The following is a 13290-nucleotide window of genomic DNA, read 5'->3' as shown; positions in this document are numbered from 1 at the left end:
ATGGAAAATAAGAGTGGAGAGGCGAAAGTGCAGAAGGTCAAAAACTGGTCGCCGGTGTGGATCTTCCCCATCGTAACTGCACTGATCGGTGCCTGGATCCTGTTTTATCATTACAGCCATCAGGGGCCGGAAGTGACGCTTATCACCACTAACGCCGAGGGTATTGAAGGGGGTAAAACCACCATCAAGAGCCGCAGCGTGGACGTGGGTGTCGTCGAGAGCGCAACCCTGACGGACGATTTAACGCACGTTGAGATCAAAGCGCGTTTGCACTCAGGAATGGAAAAACTGCTGCACGGCGATTCCGTCTTCTGGGTTGTTAAACCCCAGGTCGGGCGTGAAGGGATCAGTGGTCTCGGTACGTTGCTTTCAGGGGCGTATATCGAACTGCAGCCAGGTACGAAAGGCAGTCAGCCGGGAAATTATCAGCTGCTTGATTCTCCGCCTTTGGCTCCGCCGGACGCGAAAGGTATTCGTGTCACCCTCGACAGTAAGAAAGCGGGGCAGCTCAGCCCGGGCGATCCGGTGCTGTTCCGTGGTTACCGCGTAGGCTCTGTGGAAACCAGTACCTTTGATGCGCAAAAACGTGCCATCAGCTATCAGCTGTTTATCAATGCGCCAAACGATCGTCTGGTGACCAGCAATGTGCGCTTCTGGAAAGACAGCGGCATCGCGGTGGATCTGACCTCCGCGGGTATGCGTGTTGAGATGGGCTCACTGACCACGCTGTTTGGCGGCGGGGTGAGCTTTGATGTACCGGAAGGGATGGAACTGGGTCAGCCGGTTGCGCCGAAAACCGCGTTCAGATTGTTTGACGATCAGAAAAGTATTCAGGATGCGCTTTATACCGACCACGTCGATTATCTGATGTTCTTTAAAGATTCGGTTCGCGGCCTGCAGCCAGGTGCACCGGTGGAATTCCGCGGTATCCGTCTGGGCACCGTCGGCCAGGTGCCGTACTTCGTACCGGGCCTGCATCAGGTACTGGATGACGACTATCGTATTCCGGTATTGATCCGCATTGAACCAGAACGCTTACTGGCCCAGATTGGTAAGGATCAGGATATCGGAGAGCATATTAATCAGCTGATGAATCGCGGATTACGCGGCTCGCTGAAAACCGGCAACCTGGTAACGGGAGCGCTGTATGTGGACATGGACTTCTATCCGAAAGCCCCGGCGATTACCGGTGCGCGCCAGTTCGGTGGATACACCATTATCCCAACTGTCAGCAGCGGCCTGGCGCAGATCCAGCAGCGTCTGATGGAAACATTGGATAAGATTAACAATCTGCCATTGAATCCGATGCTTGAGCAAGCCACAAACAGCCTGACTGAAAGCCAGGCAACCATGCGTCGTCTACAAACTACGCTGGATAACATCAACAAAATTACGGCTAACCAGTCGATGCAGCAGCTTCCGCAGGATATGCAGAAAACGTTGCGTGAGCTGAACCGCAGTATGCAGGGCTTCCAGCCTGGCTCGGCGGCGTATAACAAGATGGTGGCGGATATGCAGCGCCTGGATCAGGTTCTGCGCGAGCTGCAACCGGTTCTGAAAACGCTGAATGAGAAGAGCAACGCGCTGGTATTTGAAGCCAAGGACAAAAAAGATCCTGAGCCTAAGAGGGCAAAAGAATGAAAAAGTGGCTATTAATCGTCGGAGCACTGGTTTTAACAGCCTGTAGTTCAGGAAGTGATACTAAAAGTTACTACCAGCTGCCGCTGGGGGCACAGACGGGCGGGCAGAGTACCGCCAGTCAGGGGCATCGTTTGCTGTGGGTTGAGCAGGTGACTATTCCGGATTCCCTCGCCGGAAACGGCGTGGTGTATCAGACCAGTGAAGTGCAGTACGTCATTGCGAATAACAATCTGTGGGCGAGTCCGCTGGATCAGCAGTTGCGCAATACGCTGGTGGCGAACCTGAGCAGCCAACTGCCGGGCTGGGTAGTTGCCTCTCAGCCTCTGGGTAGCGATCAGGATACGCTCAATGTGAATGTGACCGGCTTCCACGGACGTTACGATGGCAAGGTGGTGATCAGCGGTGAATGGCTGCTTAACCATCAGGGACAGCTAATTAAGCGTCCGTTCCATTTGGAGCTGAAACAGCAGCAAGATGGCTATGACGAGATGGTGAAAGTGCTGGCTCAGGGTTGGGCTCAGGAATCAGCCAGCATCGCTCAGGAAATTTCGCGGCTGCCATAAGTAAAATTCATAACGCTAAACCGCAATCAGCTTCTTGCTGATTGCGGTTTTTTTTTCGCCTTTGGTTCAGGCTGTTACTTGCCTGGTGCCACAATATTTGTACAAATAATCGTCTTTATAGCTCACAAATATGACACTGGCGTGAATTTTGCGCATTGACGCATGGCACGATTCGGGTTATTCGTTATCTGTGCTTGCATGTTTTGCAACCACTGTTTTCTTTCCACCAGACCAAAGAATGAGGGAAACGAGGCATGAAGAGACAGAAACGAGATCGCATGGAAAGGGCTCATCAACGTGGTTATCAGGCCGGCATCGCTGGACGCTCTAAAGAAATGTGTCCTTATCAGACGATAAATCAAAGGTCACAATGGCTGGGAGGCTGGCGAGAAGCCATCGGAGACAGGGTACTTCTTGCTTGATAACGTCTCTTTAAAAACAGAAACCTCCGCAATGCGGAGGTTTCGCCTTTTTTGCTCAGGGATAAGCAAAAATTAGAACGCGGAGGTATCCTGGAACAGACCGACTTTCAGGTCGTTGGCGGTGTAGATAACACGGCCGTCAACAAGCACTTCGCCATCCGCCAGACCCATCACCAGACGACGGTTCACAATGCGTTTGAAGTGAATACGGTAGGTGACTTTCTTCGCAGAAGGCAGAACCTGACCGGTGAATTTAACTTCACCCACGCCCAGAGCACGGCCTTTGCCTTCGCCGCCCAGCCAGCCCAGATAGAAGCCAACGAGCTGCCACATAGCATCCAGACCTAAACAGCCCGGCATCACTGGATCGCCAATGAAGTGGCAACCGAAGAACCACAGGTCCGGATTGATATCGAGTTCCGCTTCCACGTAACCCTTGTCAAAGTTGCCGCCGGTTTCGGTCATTTTCACGACACGGTCCATCATCAGCATGCTAGGTGCAGGTAACTGCGGGCCTTTAGCGCCAAACAGTTCACCACGACCAGAGGCAAGAAGATCTTCTTTTGTATAGGATTCGCGTTTATCTACCATGTTCTCAGTAAGCCTTATTTTAGTGAAGCACGCAGGATAGCTAACACGTGTACGCTGAACAAGTCCGATCAGTTCGGGCTAAACCAGCTCAGCCAGCGTAACGGCCACGGGTAACGGTGACGAGCGTCCTGCTGCATTGCCTGAGCGATGCGTTCCTGGATAGCCTGCATCAACGTATTTTGTACTTCGCCATCCCAGACCTGGTTCGTCAGTAAGGGTAGCGCATCCGTAATATCTTCGATGGCCCAGATACTGAATTGCTCTGCTTCCACGGCATCAAGCACCGCTTGACTCAGACTCAGATGACGTGCATTTGGCGCAGGAATAATCACCCCTTGTTTCCCGCTAAACCCACGCTGCTGACAGATGGAGAAGAAACCTTCGATCTTCTCATTCAGACCGCCAACAGGCTGCGCGCGACCAAACTGATCGACTGAACCGGTGATTGCAATGCTCTGGTTAATTGGCACATCCGCAAGAGCACTGATCACTGCGCACAGCTCGGCCATAGACGCACTGTCGCCATCCACTTCACTGTAAGACTGCTCAAACGTCAGCGAGGCGGAGAAGGGGAGCTGTTGCTCCAGTTGAAGCTGTGACATCAGGAAGGCCTGCATGATCATCATGCCTTTAGCATGAATGTTCCCGCCCAGCTCGGCTTTGCGTTCAACGTCGGTAAACTCGCCGTCGCCAATATGAATAACGCAGCTGATACGCGAAGGCTCGCCAAAGGCGCGCGGGTGACCAGGGAATTCGATGACAGACAGGGCGTTGATTTGGCCTACACGCTCGCCTTCAGTTTCCACCAGAATCTGTTCAAGCAGGATCTCATCCTGCATTCGGTCAGCGAGATAACCTTCACGCCACTCGCGCTGTGCCAGCATTTGAGCAAATTGCTCGCCGGTAAATTCGCCAGAACCGCTAATGACACCGACTTCGCGCAACTGCTTGCTGATCCACAGTGGGCAAAGTGGCAAGGTTTCCTGATCGCCGGTATCACGCGTCGCTTCACGAACCAGGCCTGTCCAGGCGTCTGCCGCAGGCGTTGGCAAAGTGTTGCGCTCAGCGACGGCCAGCACCCACTGGCACCACTGCGTTACGTCATCCGCGTCGGCAATCTGGATGTTGTCTTCAAATTCGCTATAGACCGCCTGTTCGGCGAGTTCCGGTTCCATCTCCTGGAAATCCGCCAGCGACTCACGATCGCCCGTCAGAATGACTTTCAGTGTGATGGGCATCGACGGTATCGCGACGGGCAGCGGGCGGGATTCGTCGTAAGCAATCCAGTCGAAGCGCTGATGCGTCACAATATTCTTCAGGCGCATCCACAGCAGGGGTTGTGCAAGCAATGTTCGCAGGGAGATAACCAGCACACCGCCGTTGGCTTTATGTACCAGCCCTGGCTGCAAGCTCAGTTCACCGTTGAAGTGACGAAGGCAGCCAAATAACTGTTCAGCCTCGGCCCACTCCGCGGTAATGACTTCACCCGTTGCGGCAAAATTATCATCTGCTGACGTTGCAGGTTTGAAAGTGACATCACTTCCCACGATACGATATTGTCCGCCAAAAACGGTATCTGTTTCTGGCTGCAATTGACGCACGGCATCTGCCAGCAGTGCCAAATATTCGGCTTCTTCTGGCGCCTTCAGTAACATGAAGGGGGAGGTTGTCCACGGGCTTAGCGTTTGCTCTAGCGCGTAATGTAAACGCGGTTGCGTGTCGCTAAGGATGTAGTCGTGTTCTTTTGCGAGGTCTGGCTGTGCGAAGAGTTCCTGATAGCTATCGGTATCTGGAACCAGGTCACGCCATGCTAGTTTCGTAATGGTCAAAGTGGATGTTTTTTTAGTTAGATGTAAAACGATGGATTATACCGTAAGCGCTGACCCATTCCCATGCAGGATTAGGGATTTCAGGGGGGAATGCGGCGTAAGAGCTCACAGGATATGATTTCTTTTCAGCAGATTGCCAAAAAACTGATATTCTGAACAGAGTTACGAGGTAACACTGAGATCGCGATGAAATATCAACAACTGGAAAATCTCGAAAGCGGCTGGAAATGGAAATACCTGGTCAAAAAGCATCGAGAAGGCGAGCTGATCACCTGCTATATCGAAGCCAGTGCTGCAAAAGAAGCGGTGGATTTGTTGCTGATGCTCGAAAATGAACCGGTCCAGGTCAACGGGTGGATAGAGAAGCACATCAACCCGGCGCTAATGAACCGCATGAAGCAGACCATTCGCGCGCGGCGCAAACGGCATTTTAACGCTGAACATCAGCACACGCGTAAAAAGTCTATCGACCTTGAGTTTATGGTCTGGCAGCGATTAGCAGGGCTTGCGCAACGACGAGGAAAAACATTGTCCGAGACGGTGGTGCAACTCATTGAAGACGCGGAACATAAAGAGAAATACGCCAATCAGATGTCGACGTTGAAAAACGACCTGCAGGCAATGCTGGGAAAAAAATAGTTTCTCACGTTTCTTCAGACAATAAAAAACCCCGCATGGCGGGGTTTTTTTATAAGACGATAACTTATGCCGCAGGCTGAGTTACAACGTCTTTGATACCTTTAACTTCGATCTCAACGCGACGATCTGGTGCCAGGCAGTCGATCAGTGCAGCGCGAGCTTTCACGTTGTCACAGGTAGAACCAGTAACTGGGTTAGATTCGCCCATACCACGTGGGGAGATCTTGTTAGCTGGGATACCTTTAGATACCAGGTAATCAACTACAGACTGAGCACGTTTCTCGGACAGATTCTGGTTGTATGCGTCAGAACCGATACGGTCGGTGAAGCCCAGAACTACTACTGAACCGTCTTTCGGGTCAAGGTTGCTCAGCTGGGTGTACAGCTGATCCAGTGCCTGCTGACCTTCTGGTTTCAGAGTTGCTTTGTTGAAGTTGAACAGAACGTCAGACTTCAGAGTGAAGTGCTTGGTCTGTACTTCAGGAGCTGGTGCCGGAGCTGGAGCAACGATTGGCGCTGCTTCTTCCTGCTGGCCGAAACGGTAGGAAACACCTACGCTCAGCATGCCGTTGTCCGGACGAACGCCAACGGTGTTACCGTCGCCGATGTTGTTAACCCACTGGTATTCCAGACGGGTAGCGATGTCGCGGGTCATTGCCCACTCAACACCACCTGCGAATACTGGAGAAACGCCAGTGTCGTGGTCGTCGCCAGCAACGCTGTTGCTGGAGTCAGCGCGCCATACCATGCCGCCCAGACGAGTATAAACGTCCAGATCGTCAGTTACTGGGTAACCCAGTTTAGCGGTCAGCTGTACGCCCTGAGCTTTGAATGCGCCGTTAACGTTGTCGCCTTTGTATGGCATACGACCTAACCAGTCGTAACCCATTTCAAAACCAACATACGGGTTAACCTGATAGCCACCAAACGCACCTGCACCGAGCTGGCTTTCGTGAGTTGGGCCATCGTTGTTCAGGGAGCTGTTGTACCAGCCAGTGTCGTGGAACTGAGACCAGCCCAGTTTGCCACCTGCATACCAGGTATTATCTTTCGGAGCGGCCTGCGCTACGGTAGCGAAGCCAGCCAGTGCCACTGCAATCGCGATAGCTGTCTTTTTCATTTTTTGCGCCTCGTTATCATCCAAAAATCGCCATGAAGATCTCGTCGAGAAATCACGGTTAAATCCTTCACCGGGGGGCGAGCTCAAACTAGTAACTCTACCGATATCTTCGGCTTAGACCGAGCACCCCTGGCGATGTAAAGTCTACAACGTACTTGAAAACTTACAAGTGTGAACTCTGTCAGGCATATGAAAAAAAAAGTTCCGTATACGCAATATTTAACATTTTTGGCGAGAATTTTATGCTGTAAAATTAACGGAAACCGCGCCAGACAAGCTTTCTCGACGTTTTGAGTTATGGAACTAATTGCACTTACTGATGTCAAAAAAAGTTCCAGGAAAACTCTTAAATTTACTTAATGATACAAATTTGAGTGAATTTTTAGGCCAGACAGGTGTCCTCTGGCGAGAGGATCCAGACGAATCGGACGCATAATGAAGCCGATAGCCTCACCTTCTTCCGCTGCTTCTGCCAGACGATGATGCTCTTCTTCCGTCAATTCTTCAGACAACCAACCGATAACCACGCTGTAATTCCCTGTGCGCAATGCGCGAATCATCGAATCGACGGTATGACACGGAGCGATCTGGCTGGTTTGCATCATTTTTGTTAAGGGTAATCCTGCTGACTGTACCCATTCACGACTGAGTTTTTGCTGTGGGGTCAACCAGAGCTGCCAGCGTGATTGCTGACCAAGCTGTTGTAAAAGCGGCAACAGTAACATTTGCGTCATCATGGGCTGGTCTTCGCGATAAACCACTTCACTTATCAGCCCGGTAGAAACACGCCCGGAAGTTTTTTGCGTGCCATTGCCTGCGGAAGAAGAAAAAGATGTTAAGCGATTTGCATAGCCTGAAGTGTGCATAATCATTCCAGCCCTGTAGTTACTGTATGGATATACAGTAACCCCTGTACAACCAAAGATCAACCCCATTTTCGGAAAGCGTCTCGCAAATTTCGTTCGATTATGGCGTGTCTCGCAAAATGATCTTGCCGAGTGACAATAAGTTGCCTATTTTCCTGCTAACGGATCCGGTAGTAAGAAAAATGTGTTGTTACTCTATGATTTATATGGTGAATATCATGAAAAAGATATCTTATGAACGGATCTATAATTCTCAGGAATACCTTTCACCCTTGGGTGAAATCCATCATCGTGCTTTGTTCGGGGGTTATACCCTGGCGGTTGATGAAGCCGTGTTTGCGATGGTATCAGACGGAGAGCTCTATTTGAGGGCCTGCGAACAGAGCGCCCAGTACTGCGTAAAACAATCCTCTTCCTTTTTAACGTTGCTTAAACGTGGCAGGCCCGTGCTGTTGAACTACTACCGTGTCGATGATGGGCTGTGGCAGGACCGGGAAAGGCTCTTGCAACTCTCAAGCTTTGCGCTTGAGGCAGCCCGACAGGAGCGCGTTAAGCGCCATCAACGGCGGCGCCTCAAAGATCTACCCAATCTGACGTTCCAGATTGAAATTCTCCTTTGCGAAGCGGGGGTCACTAGTGAAGCCATGCTTCGGACACTTGGCGCTGAGGCGTGTTGGCTTAAAATGCGAGCGAAAAATAAGCATCTTAGTTTCAAGGTCTTGTTTGCGCTGGCCGGGGCAATCGATGGGATGCATGAGGCAGCGCTCCCGACGCTCAGGCGTCAGGAGCTTATGGAGTGGTTTAACGCGCTTCCTGTGCTGCTGGATAGTCATTCCGATAGGTAGCAATTTGCTGCTGCAGCCGGCAAATCTCGGGCAAGAGTGCAATGAGCAGGCCAATTTGCTGGAGCACGAGTGGAGCCTTGTTATCTGCGCTGGAATCGAAATGCGCAATACGCTGGCTAAGTTCATCTATTGCAGTTCGCACACGTGGCTCATCTGCCGGGCGATGATGAAGCGCATCGTCAACGTAGCAAACGGCGTCATCTAACAGAGCGAGGATGTTCGGATGGGTTAATTTTTCGCGATGAGCACCCAAAGTTGAAATGTAACTGGTGAAGGTATGGTTAAGACAAAGTAGTCGGAAGGCGACTTCGCGAATTTCTGCCGTTGCGCGTGGTTCCGTCGACATGTTTGAAACCACCGACGCCAGTTCCGCATCGCGGTTATGGGCATCACGTCTGGCAATTCGATAGGCCAGGCGGTTATCGCGACCCTGATGATATTGCTCGAGAATGGCATCCAGATAGCGGCAGTTGGCGTTAATGGCAAGATCCAGCGCGCGTGGCAAATTGCGAAAACGCCAGTCTGGCCAGATAAAACTCACGGCAGCCCAGGCTATCGCACAGCCAATCAGCGTGTCGATCACGCGCGGCAGAGCGACTTCAAATCCTTCACCCAACAGATTGAAGCACAGCAGCACCAGTAGGGTGATAAACATGGTGGCATGCGCATACTGAACATTACGAAAGGCAAAGAATAATACCCCGGTGATAACGATCAGAATTAATTGCCCTTCTACAGAAGGGACGAAATACAGCACCGGCAAACCAATAGCAACACCCACTAGCGTACCGATGACGCGTAACGCCAGACGGTGGCGGGTGGCGTTGTAGTTCGGCTGACAAACAAACAGGCTGGTGAGCAAAATCCAGTAGCCGTGATGCAGACCAGTAATCTGTATAAACGCATAACCGACGCACAGCACAGCAGACATTCTCACCGCATGGCGGAAGAGGGCGGACTCGGGCGTGAAGTTGCGGCTCAAACGTAGCCACATATCCGCGAAACCATGCGGACTGTCGTCAGCAAGCTGATTCTCTATCTCATTGCCCGGCATCGATAGCGCCTGCTCAGACTGAATTGTCGCCAGTTGAGCATCAATGGCGCGTAAGTTATTGAGCAAGAATCCCAGCGCTTTCATCTGTTCCTGGGATGTGCCGCTGGCCTGAACGCGATCCAGTGCGGCATCCAAATGACTAAATGCGCGCTCGAAGCGGGGATCGTGTTGGTATGGCGTTCGCAGCAGAATTGAACGCGCCAGCTGCTGACATGCCTGAGATTGCATTGAAAGCAGCCGTTGAAAACGGAACATGACGTCGCTGTAGCGAAATTTTTCGCGCAACGCAGCATATTGAATGTGTGATGAGCTGGCGCGCTCATGGATATCCTGAGCGACAAAGTAGTAATGGAGCGTTTGCCGGGTGCCGCGCTGACCACGGTCGCCTCGAAGGCGCGTCAGCAGTGAGGCCTTGGTTTGATTAAGCGTGGTGACCAGTTGCCCATTAGCCAGCGCCAGATCGTAAAGCGGAGCCTGGCTCTCTTCTTCGATGTCCGGATCAAACAGTCGGGATTTGAGTTCCAGATAATGCGCCAGCTGTTCATAACTGCGTGCAAGATTGTCTTGCAACGGGCGAATCGGGAAGATCAGATGCCCGGTCAGAGTGAGCAGGTTATACCAGACTGCGCCCACCAGCAGCAGTAGCGGCTGTTGGTACCACTGGTCGTAAAGGGATACGCCCAGCATGGTATAAATGGCAATCAGCAGTGCGCCAAAGGCGATGGTCGCGTAGCGTTGCCCCAGCCCGCCCAGCAGAATGAATCCGGTGGTGGAAATCATTAGGCCGAGGGCAAACAACCACGGCCAGGGAAAGAGTAGTTCGACAGATGCGGACGCGATGAAAAAGCAGATCAGCGTAATCACCAGGTTGCGCAACCGCCCGGCCAGGCGATCGTCCAAATCTGCCAGCGCGCCCGCCACCACACCAAGCGTTAGCGGGATGGTCAGCTTAACGTCGCCGAGCCACCACGGCACGGCTGCTGCGCCGCAAAGCGCGATAAAAATCCTGACGTTATAGAGCCAGGCACTGTTCCATGTGTATCTGCGAAGCAACGGGCTTAGCATAAAAGCGGCGTATCCTTATTTACTGAAAACGACGACGGGCATTGGCTTCGCGCGCAGCCTGAGCCACTTCGACCGGCACGACGCGGCGCCCAACGGGCCACAGGGCAATAGCGGCAATTTTGAAGTTGGCGATACCGACCGGAATGCCAATAATGGTAATGCACTGCGTAATCCCTACCGCAATGTGCATCAGGCACAGCCACCAGCCAAAGAAAATAAGCCACAAAATGTTGAGCAGCGTTCCACCCGTATTCATCAAGACGCTTTTGCTGTCCGGGTTGAGTTCATCAACGTGAATGGCTTCGTTACCGTAAGGTACCAGGGAAAGTTTGGTGATTTCCCAGCACGAGCGCGTCAGGGGAAGCGTGAAGATCAGCACAATACTGACCAGAGTGGCAAACAGCCAGGAAAGGGTGGTGGCAAAACCGCCAAGGACAAAATTCAAAATATTCAGAACGGTACGCATAAACCCTCACTTCCTTTCGATATGATTAAAGCCTGTTGATTGTAACGTTTTTTTGGGCTGGAGCACCTGAAAACTGGCGGTTAAACTAATGGGCAAACTATCACTTCGTGGATCAGGCTGGACATGGAACTAAAAGCAACATCATTAGGCAAGCGCCTGGCGCAACATCCGTACGACAAGGTTGTCCTTCTCAACGCCGGGGTAAAAGTCTCTGGTGAACGCCACGAATACCTTATTCCATTCAATCAGTTGCTGGCAATTCACTGCAAACGCGGTCTGGTATGGGGCGAGCTGGAATTTGTCCTGCCGGCAGATAAAGTGGTGCGTCTGCACGGTACCGAATGGGCCGAAACCCAGCGCTTCCATCACCACCTGAACACGCTCTGGCAGCAGTGGAGCGCCGAGATGAGCCAGGTGGCCGAACAGGTATTACAGCAGGTTTTGGCTGACATCGCGCAGAGTCATGAACAAAAGAAATGGCTCACGCGCGCCCAAACGACGGGGATGCAGCAGCGCATTCAGCAAGCCCTGACCGCGCTCCCCATGCCAGCTTCTCGTCTTGATGAGTTTGAAAATTGCCGCGAACCGTGGCGCCAGTGCAAGGCATGGCTAAACGATATTGACCAAAGCCGACTCAAGCATAATCAGGCCTGGACTGACGCCATGCTCGAACAGCACGCGGATTTTTTCAGCACGATCGAATCCTCACCTTTGAATCCGGCACAGGCGCGCGCCGTGGTCAATGGAGAGCAATCCCTGCTGGTTCTTGCGGGAGCAGGCAGCGGTAAGACGTCGGTGCTGGTTGCCCGTGCAGGATGGCTGCTCGCCAGAGGTGAAGCCACCGCTGACCAAATATTGCTGCTCGCGTTTGGCCGTAAGGCTGCGCAAGAAATGGACGAGCGGATTCAAGAGCGGCTGCATACGCGCGATATCAGCGCCCGGACGTTTCACGCATTAGCGTTACATATCATCCAGCACGGGAGCAAAAAAGCGCCGGTTATCAGCAAGCTGGAAAACGACACTCAGGCCAGGCTCTCGCTGTTTATCACCACCTGGCGCCAGCAGTGCAGTGAGAAAAAGGCCCAGGCGAAAGGATGGCGGCAGTGGCTGGAAGAAGAGCTGAACTGGACGGTGCCGGAAGGCAGTTTCTGGCAGGACGAGAAATTGTCGCGGCGATTGGGTTCGCGCCTTGATCGCTGGGTGAGCCTGATGCGTATGCACGGCGGCTCGCAGGCAGAAATGATTGAGAATGCGCCCGAAGAGGTGCGTGCGTTGTTTTCGAAACGTGTGAAACTGATGGCTCCGCTGCTGAAAGCCTGGAAATTGGCGTTAAAAGAAGAGAACGCCGTGGATTTCTCTGGGCTGATTCATCAGGCCATTATCATTCTCGAAAAAGGCCGTTTCGTCAGTCCGTGGAAGCATATTCTGGTGGACGAATTTCAGGATATCTCTCCTCAGCGAGCGGCACTGCTGGCGGCACTTCGCGCTCAAAATAAACATACTTCGCTCTTTGCGGTAGGCGACGACTGGCAGGCGATTTACCGCTTCAGCGGCGCGAAACTGTCGCTAACAACCGCGTTCCATCATTATTTTGGTGAGGGAGATCGTAGCGATCTCGACACGACCTATCGTTTCAACTCTCGTATCGGTGAGATCGCCAATCGCTTTATTCAGCAGAATCCGCATCAGCTGGTGAAGCCGCTGAACAGCCTCACTGCCGGGGATAAAAAAGCAGTCACGCTATTGCCACAGGATCAACTTGAGGCGCTGCTGGATAAGCTGAGTGGCTTCGTCAAAACCGAAGAACGTATTTTGATTCTGGCGCGCTATCACTATCTAAAACCGGCAATCCTTGAGAAAGCAGCGACGCGTTGGCCTAAGCTCAATCTCGACTTTATGACCATCCATGCCAGCAAAGGGCAACAGGCGGATTACGTGATTGTGCTCGGGTTGCAGGGCGGTAGCGACGGCTTCCCGGCCCCGGCGCGTGAATCGGTGATGGAGCAAGCGTTGCTGCCTGAAGTGGAAGATTTCCCGGACGCCGAAGAGCGCCGCCTGCTGTATGTAGCAATCACCCGCGCACGGCATCGCGTCTGGCTGTTATTCAACAAAGATGAACCGTCGCATTTCGTGGATATTTTGAAGAATATTGACGTGCCCGTCGCGAAGAAACCGTAGTCGTTTATGCC

General features: G+C 52.4%; 12 protein-coding genes. 6 read left to right on the top strand and 6 right to left on the bottom strand.

All coding sequences use genetic code 11. From position 1 onward, the window contains the following. The 3 genes from pqiB (at position 1) to rmf (ending at position 2626) form a co-directional block, all read left to right on the top strand. The gene (gene pqiB, locus JBO43_RS10385) at positions 1-1641 is read left to right on the top strand and encodes an intermembrane transport protein PqiB (protein WP_095281473.1); all 1641 of its coding nucleotides are present in this window, start codon (positions 1-3) and stop codon (positions 1639-1641) included. Beyond that, positions 1638-2204, top strand: a complete 567-nt coding sequence (gene pqiC, locus JBO43_RS10380; RefSeq protein WP_095281474.1) for a membrane integrity-associated transporter subunit PqiC — start codon at positions 1638-1640, stop codon at positions 2202-2204. The genes pqiB and pqiC overlap by 4 nt, the downstream gene beginning before the upstream one ends. 254 nt (positions 2205-2458) lie before the next feature. Continuing rightward, the gene (rmf, locus tag JBO43_RS10375; RefSeq protein WP_095281475.1) at positions 2459-2626 is read left to right on the top strand and encodes a ribosome modulation factor; all 168 of its coding nucleotides are present in this window, start codon (positions 2459-2461) and stop codon (positions 2624-2626) included. Between the two features lie 72 nt (positions 2627-2698). Here rmf and fabA read toward each other — a convergent pair whose 3' ends face one another. Next, positions 2699-3217 carry a bifunctional 3-hydroxydecanoyl-ACP dehydratase/trans-2-decenoyl-ACP isomerase gene (gene fabA / locus JBO43_RS10370; RefSeq protein WP_095281476.1) on the bottom strand — a complete coding sequence of 173 codons (519 nt, stop codon included), beginning with the start codon at positions 3215-3217 and terminating at the stop codon, positions 2699-2701. A 68-nt stretch (positions 3218-3285) separates the two neighbouring features. Continuing rightward, positions 3286-5046: an AAA family ATPase gene (locus tag JBO43_RS10365; RefSeq protein ID WP_095281477.1), complete on the bottom strand. Its 1761-nt coding sequence runs from the start codon at positions 5044-5046 to the stop codon at positions 3286-3288. 186 nt (positions 5047-5232) lie between these two features. On the opposite strand from JBO43_RS10365, the gene matP reads away from it, so the two are divergent. After that, entirely contained in the window at positions 5233-5685 is a 453-nt protein-coding gene (matP, locus tag JBO43_RS10360; RefSeq protein WP_095281478.1) for a macrodomain Ter protein MatP, read from the top strand. Between the two features lie 64 nt (positions 5686-5749). On the opposite strand, the gene ompA is transcribed toward matP, so the two are convergent. Both ompA and sulA read right to left on the bottom strand, forming a co-directional pair. Next, positions 5750-6805 (bottom strand): porin OmpA, encoded by a 1056-nt coding sequence (gene ompA / locus JBO43_RS10355; protein ID WP_103947941.1) that lies wholly within the window; start codon positions 6803-6805, stop codon positions 5750-5752. A gap of 356 nt (positions 6806-7161) precedes the next feature. Next, on the bottom strand, positions 7162-7671 hold the full coding sequence (gene sulA, locus JBO43_RS10350; protein ID WP_095281480.1) for an SOS-induced cell division inhibitor SulA: 510 nt from the start codon (positions 7669-7671) through the stop codon (positions 7162-7164). A 218-nt stretch (positions 7672-7889) separates the two neighbouring features. Between sulA and JBO43_RS10345 the strand changes: the two genes are divergently transcribed. After that, positions 7890-8516 (top strand): TfoX/Sxy family DNA transformation protein, encoded by a 627-nt coding sequence (locus JBO43_RS10345; RefSeq protein WP_095284231.1) that lies wholly within the window; start codon positions 7890-7892, stop codon positions 8514-8516. Here the strand turns inward: JBO43_RS10345 and yccS are convergent. Together yccS and JBO43_RS10335 are read right to left on the bottom strand one after the other, a co-directional pair. After that, a complete protein-coding gene (yccS, locus tag JBO43_RS10340; RefSeq protein ID WP_103947939.1) occupies positions 8473-10635 on the bottom strand; it encodes a YccS family putative transporter in 2163 nt (720 codons plus the stop codon). The two genes, JBO43_RS10345 and yccS, sit on opposite strands and share 44 nt — an antisense overlap. Before the next feature lie 19 nt (positions 10636-10654). Further along, a complete protein-coding gene (locus JBO43_RS10335; RefSeq protein ID WP_095281482.1) occupies positions 10655-11101 on the bottom strand; it encodes a YccF domain-containing protein in 447 nt (148 codons plus the stop codon). A 123-nt stretch (positions 11102-11224) separates the two neighbouring features. On the opposite strand from JBO43_RS10335, the gene helD reads away from it, so the two are divergent. Then, positions 11225-13279: a DNA helicase IV gene (gene helD, locus JBO43_RS10330; RefSeq protein ID WP_202674248.1), complete on the top strand. Its 2055-nt coding sequence runs from the start codon at positions 11225-11227 to the stop codon at positions 13277-13279. Positions 13280-13290: the final 11 nt, after the last annotated feature.

The sequence above is a fragment of the Lelliottia jeotgali genome, assembly GCF_016771845.1.
Lineage (GTDB): Bacteria > Pseudomonadota > Gammaproteobacteria > Enterobacterales > Enterobacteriaceae > Enterobacter > Enterobacter jeotgali.
Note: the sequence above shows the minus strand (reverse complement) of the source record. Positions and strands in the feature narration are given on the sequence as shown.

Excerpts from the sequence above, each read along its gene's own strand:
- pqiB (WP_095281473.1), top strand. The coding sequence starts at position 1 with ATGGAAAATAAGAGTGGAGAGGCGAAAGTGCAGAAGGTCAAAAACTGG.
- pqiC (WP_095281474.1), top strand. The coding sequence starts at position 1,638 with ATGAAAAAGTGGCTATTAATCGTCGGAGCACTGGTTTTAACAGCCTGT.
- rmf (WP_095281475.1), top strand. The coding sequence starts at position 2,459 with ATGAAGAGACAGAAACGAGATCGCATGGAAAGGGCTCATCAACGTGGT.
- fabA (WP_095281476.1), bottom strand. The coding sequence starts at position 3,217 with ATGGTAGATAAACGCGAATCCTATACAAAAGAAGATCTTCTTGCCTCT.
- matP (WP_095281478.1), top strand. The coding sequence starts at position 5,233 with ATGAAATATCAACAACTGGAAAATCTCGAAAGCGGCTGGAAATGGAAA.
- ompA (WP_103947941.1), bottom strand. The coding sequence starts at position 6,805 with ATGAAAAAGACAGCTATCGCGATTGCAGTGGCACTGGCTGGCTTCGCT.
- sulA (WP_095281480.1), bottom strand. The coding sequence starts at position 7,671 with ATGCACACTTCAGGCTATGCAAATCGCTTAACATCTTTTTCTTCTTCC.
- JBO43_RS10345 (WP_095284231.1), top strand. The coding sequence starts at position 7,890 with ATGAAAAAGATATCTTATGAACGGATCTATAATTCTCAGGAATACCTT.
- yccS (WP_103947939.1), bottom strand. The coding sequence starts at position 10,635 with ATGCTAAGCCCGTTGCTTCGCAGATACACATGGAACAGTGCCTGGCTC.
- JBO43_RS10335 (WP_095281482.1), bottom strand. The coding sequence starts at position 11,101 with ATGCGTACCGTTCTGAATATTTTGAATTTTGTCCTTGGCGGTTTTGCC.
- helD (WP_202674248.1), top strand. The coding sequence starts at position 11,225 with ATGGAACTAAAAGCAACATCATTAGGCAAGCGCCTGGCGCAACATCCG.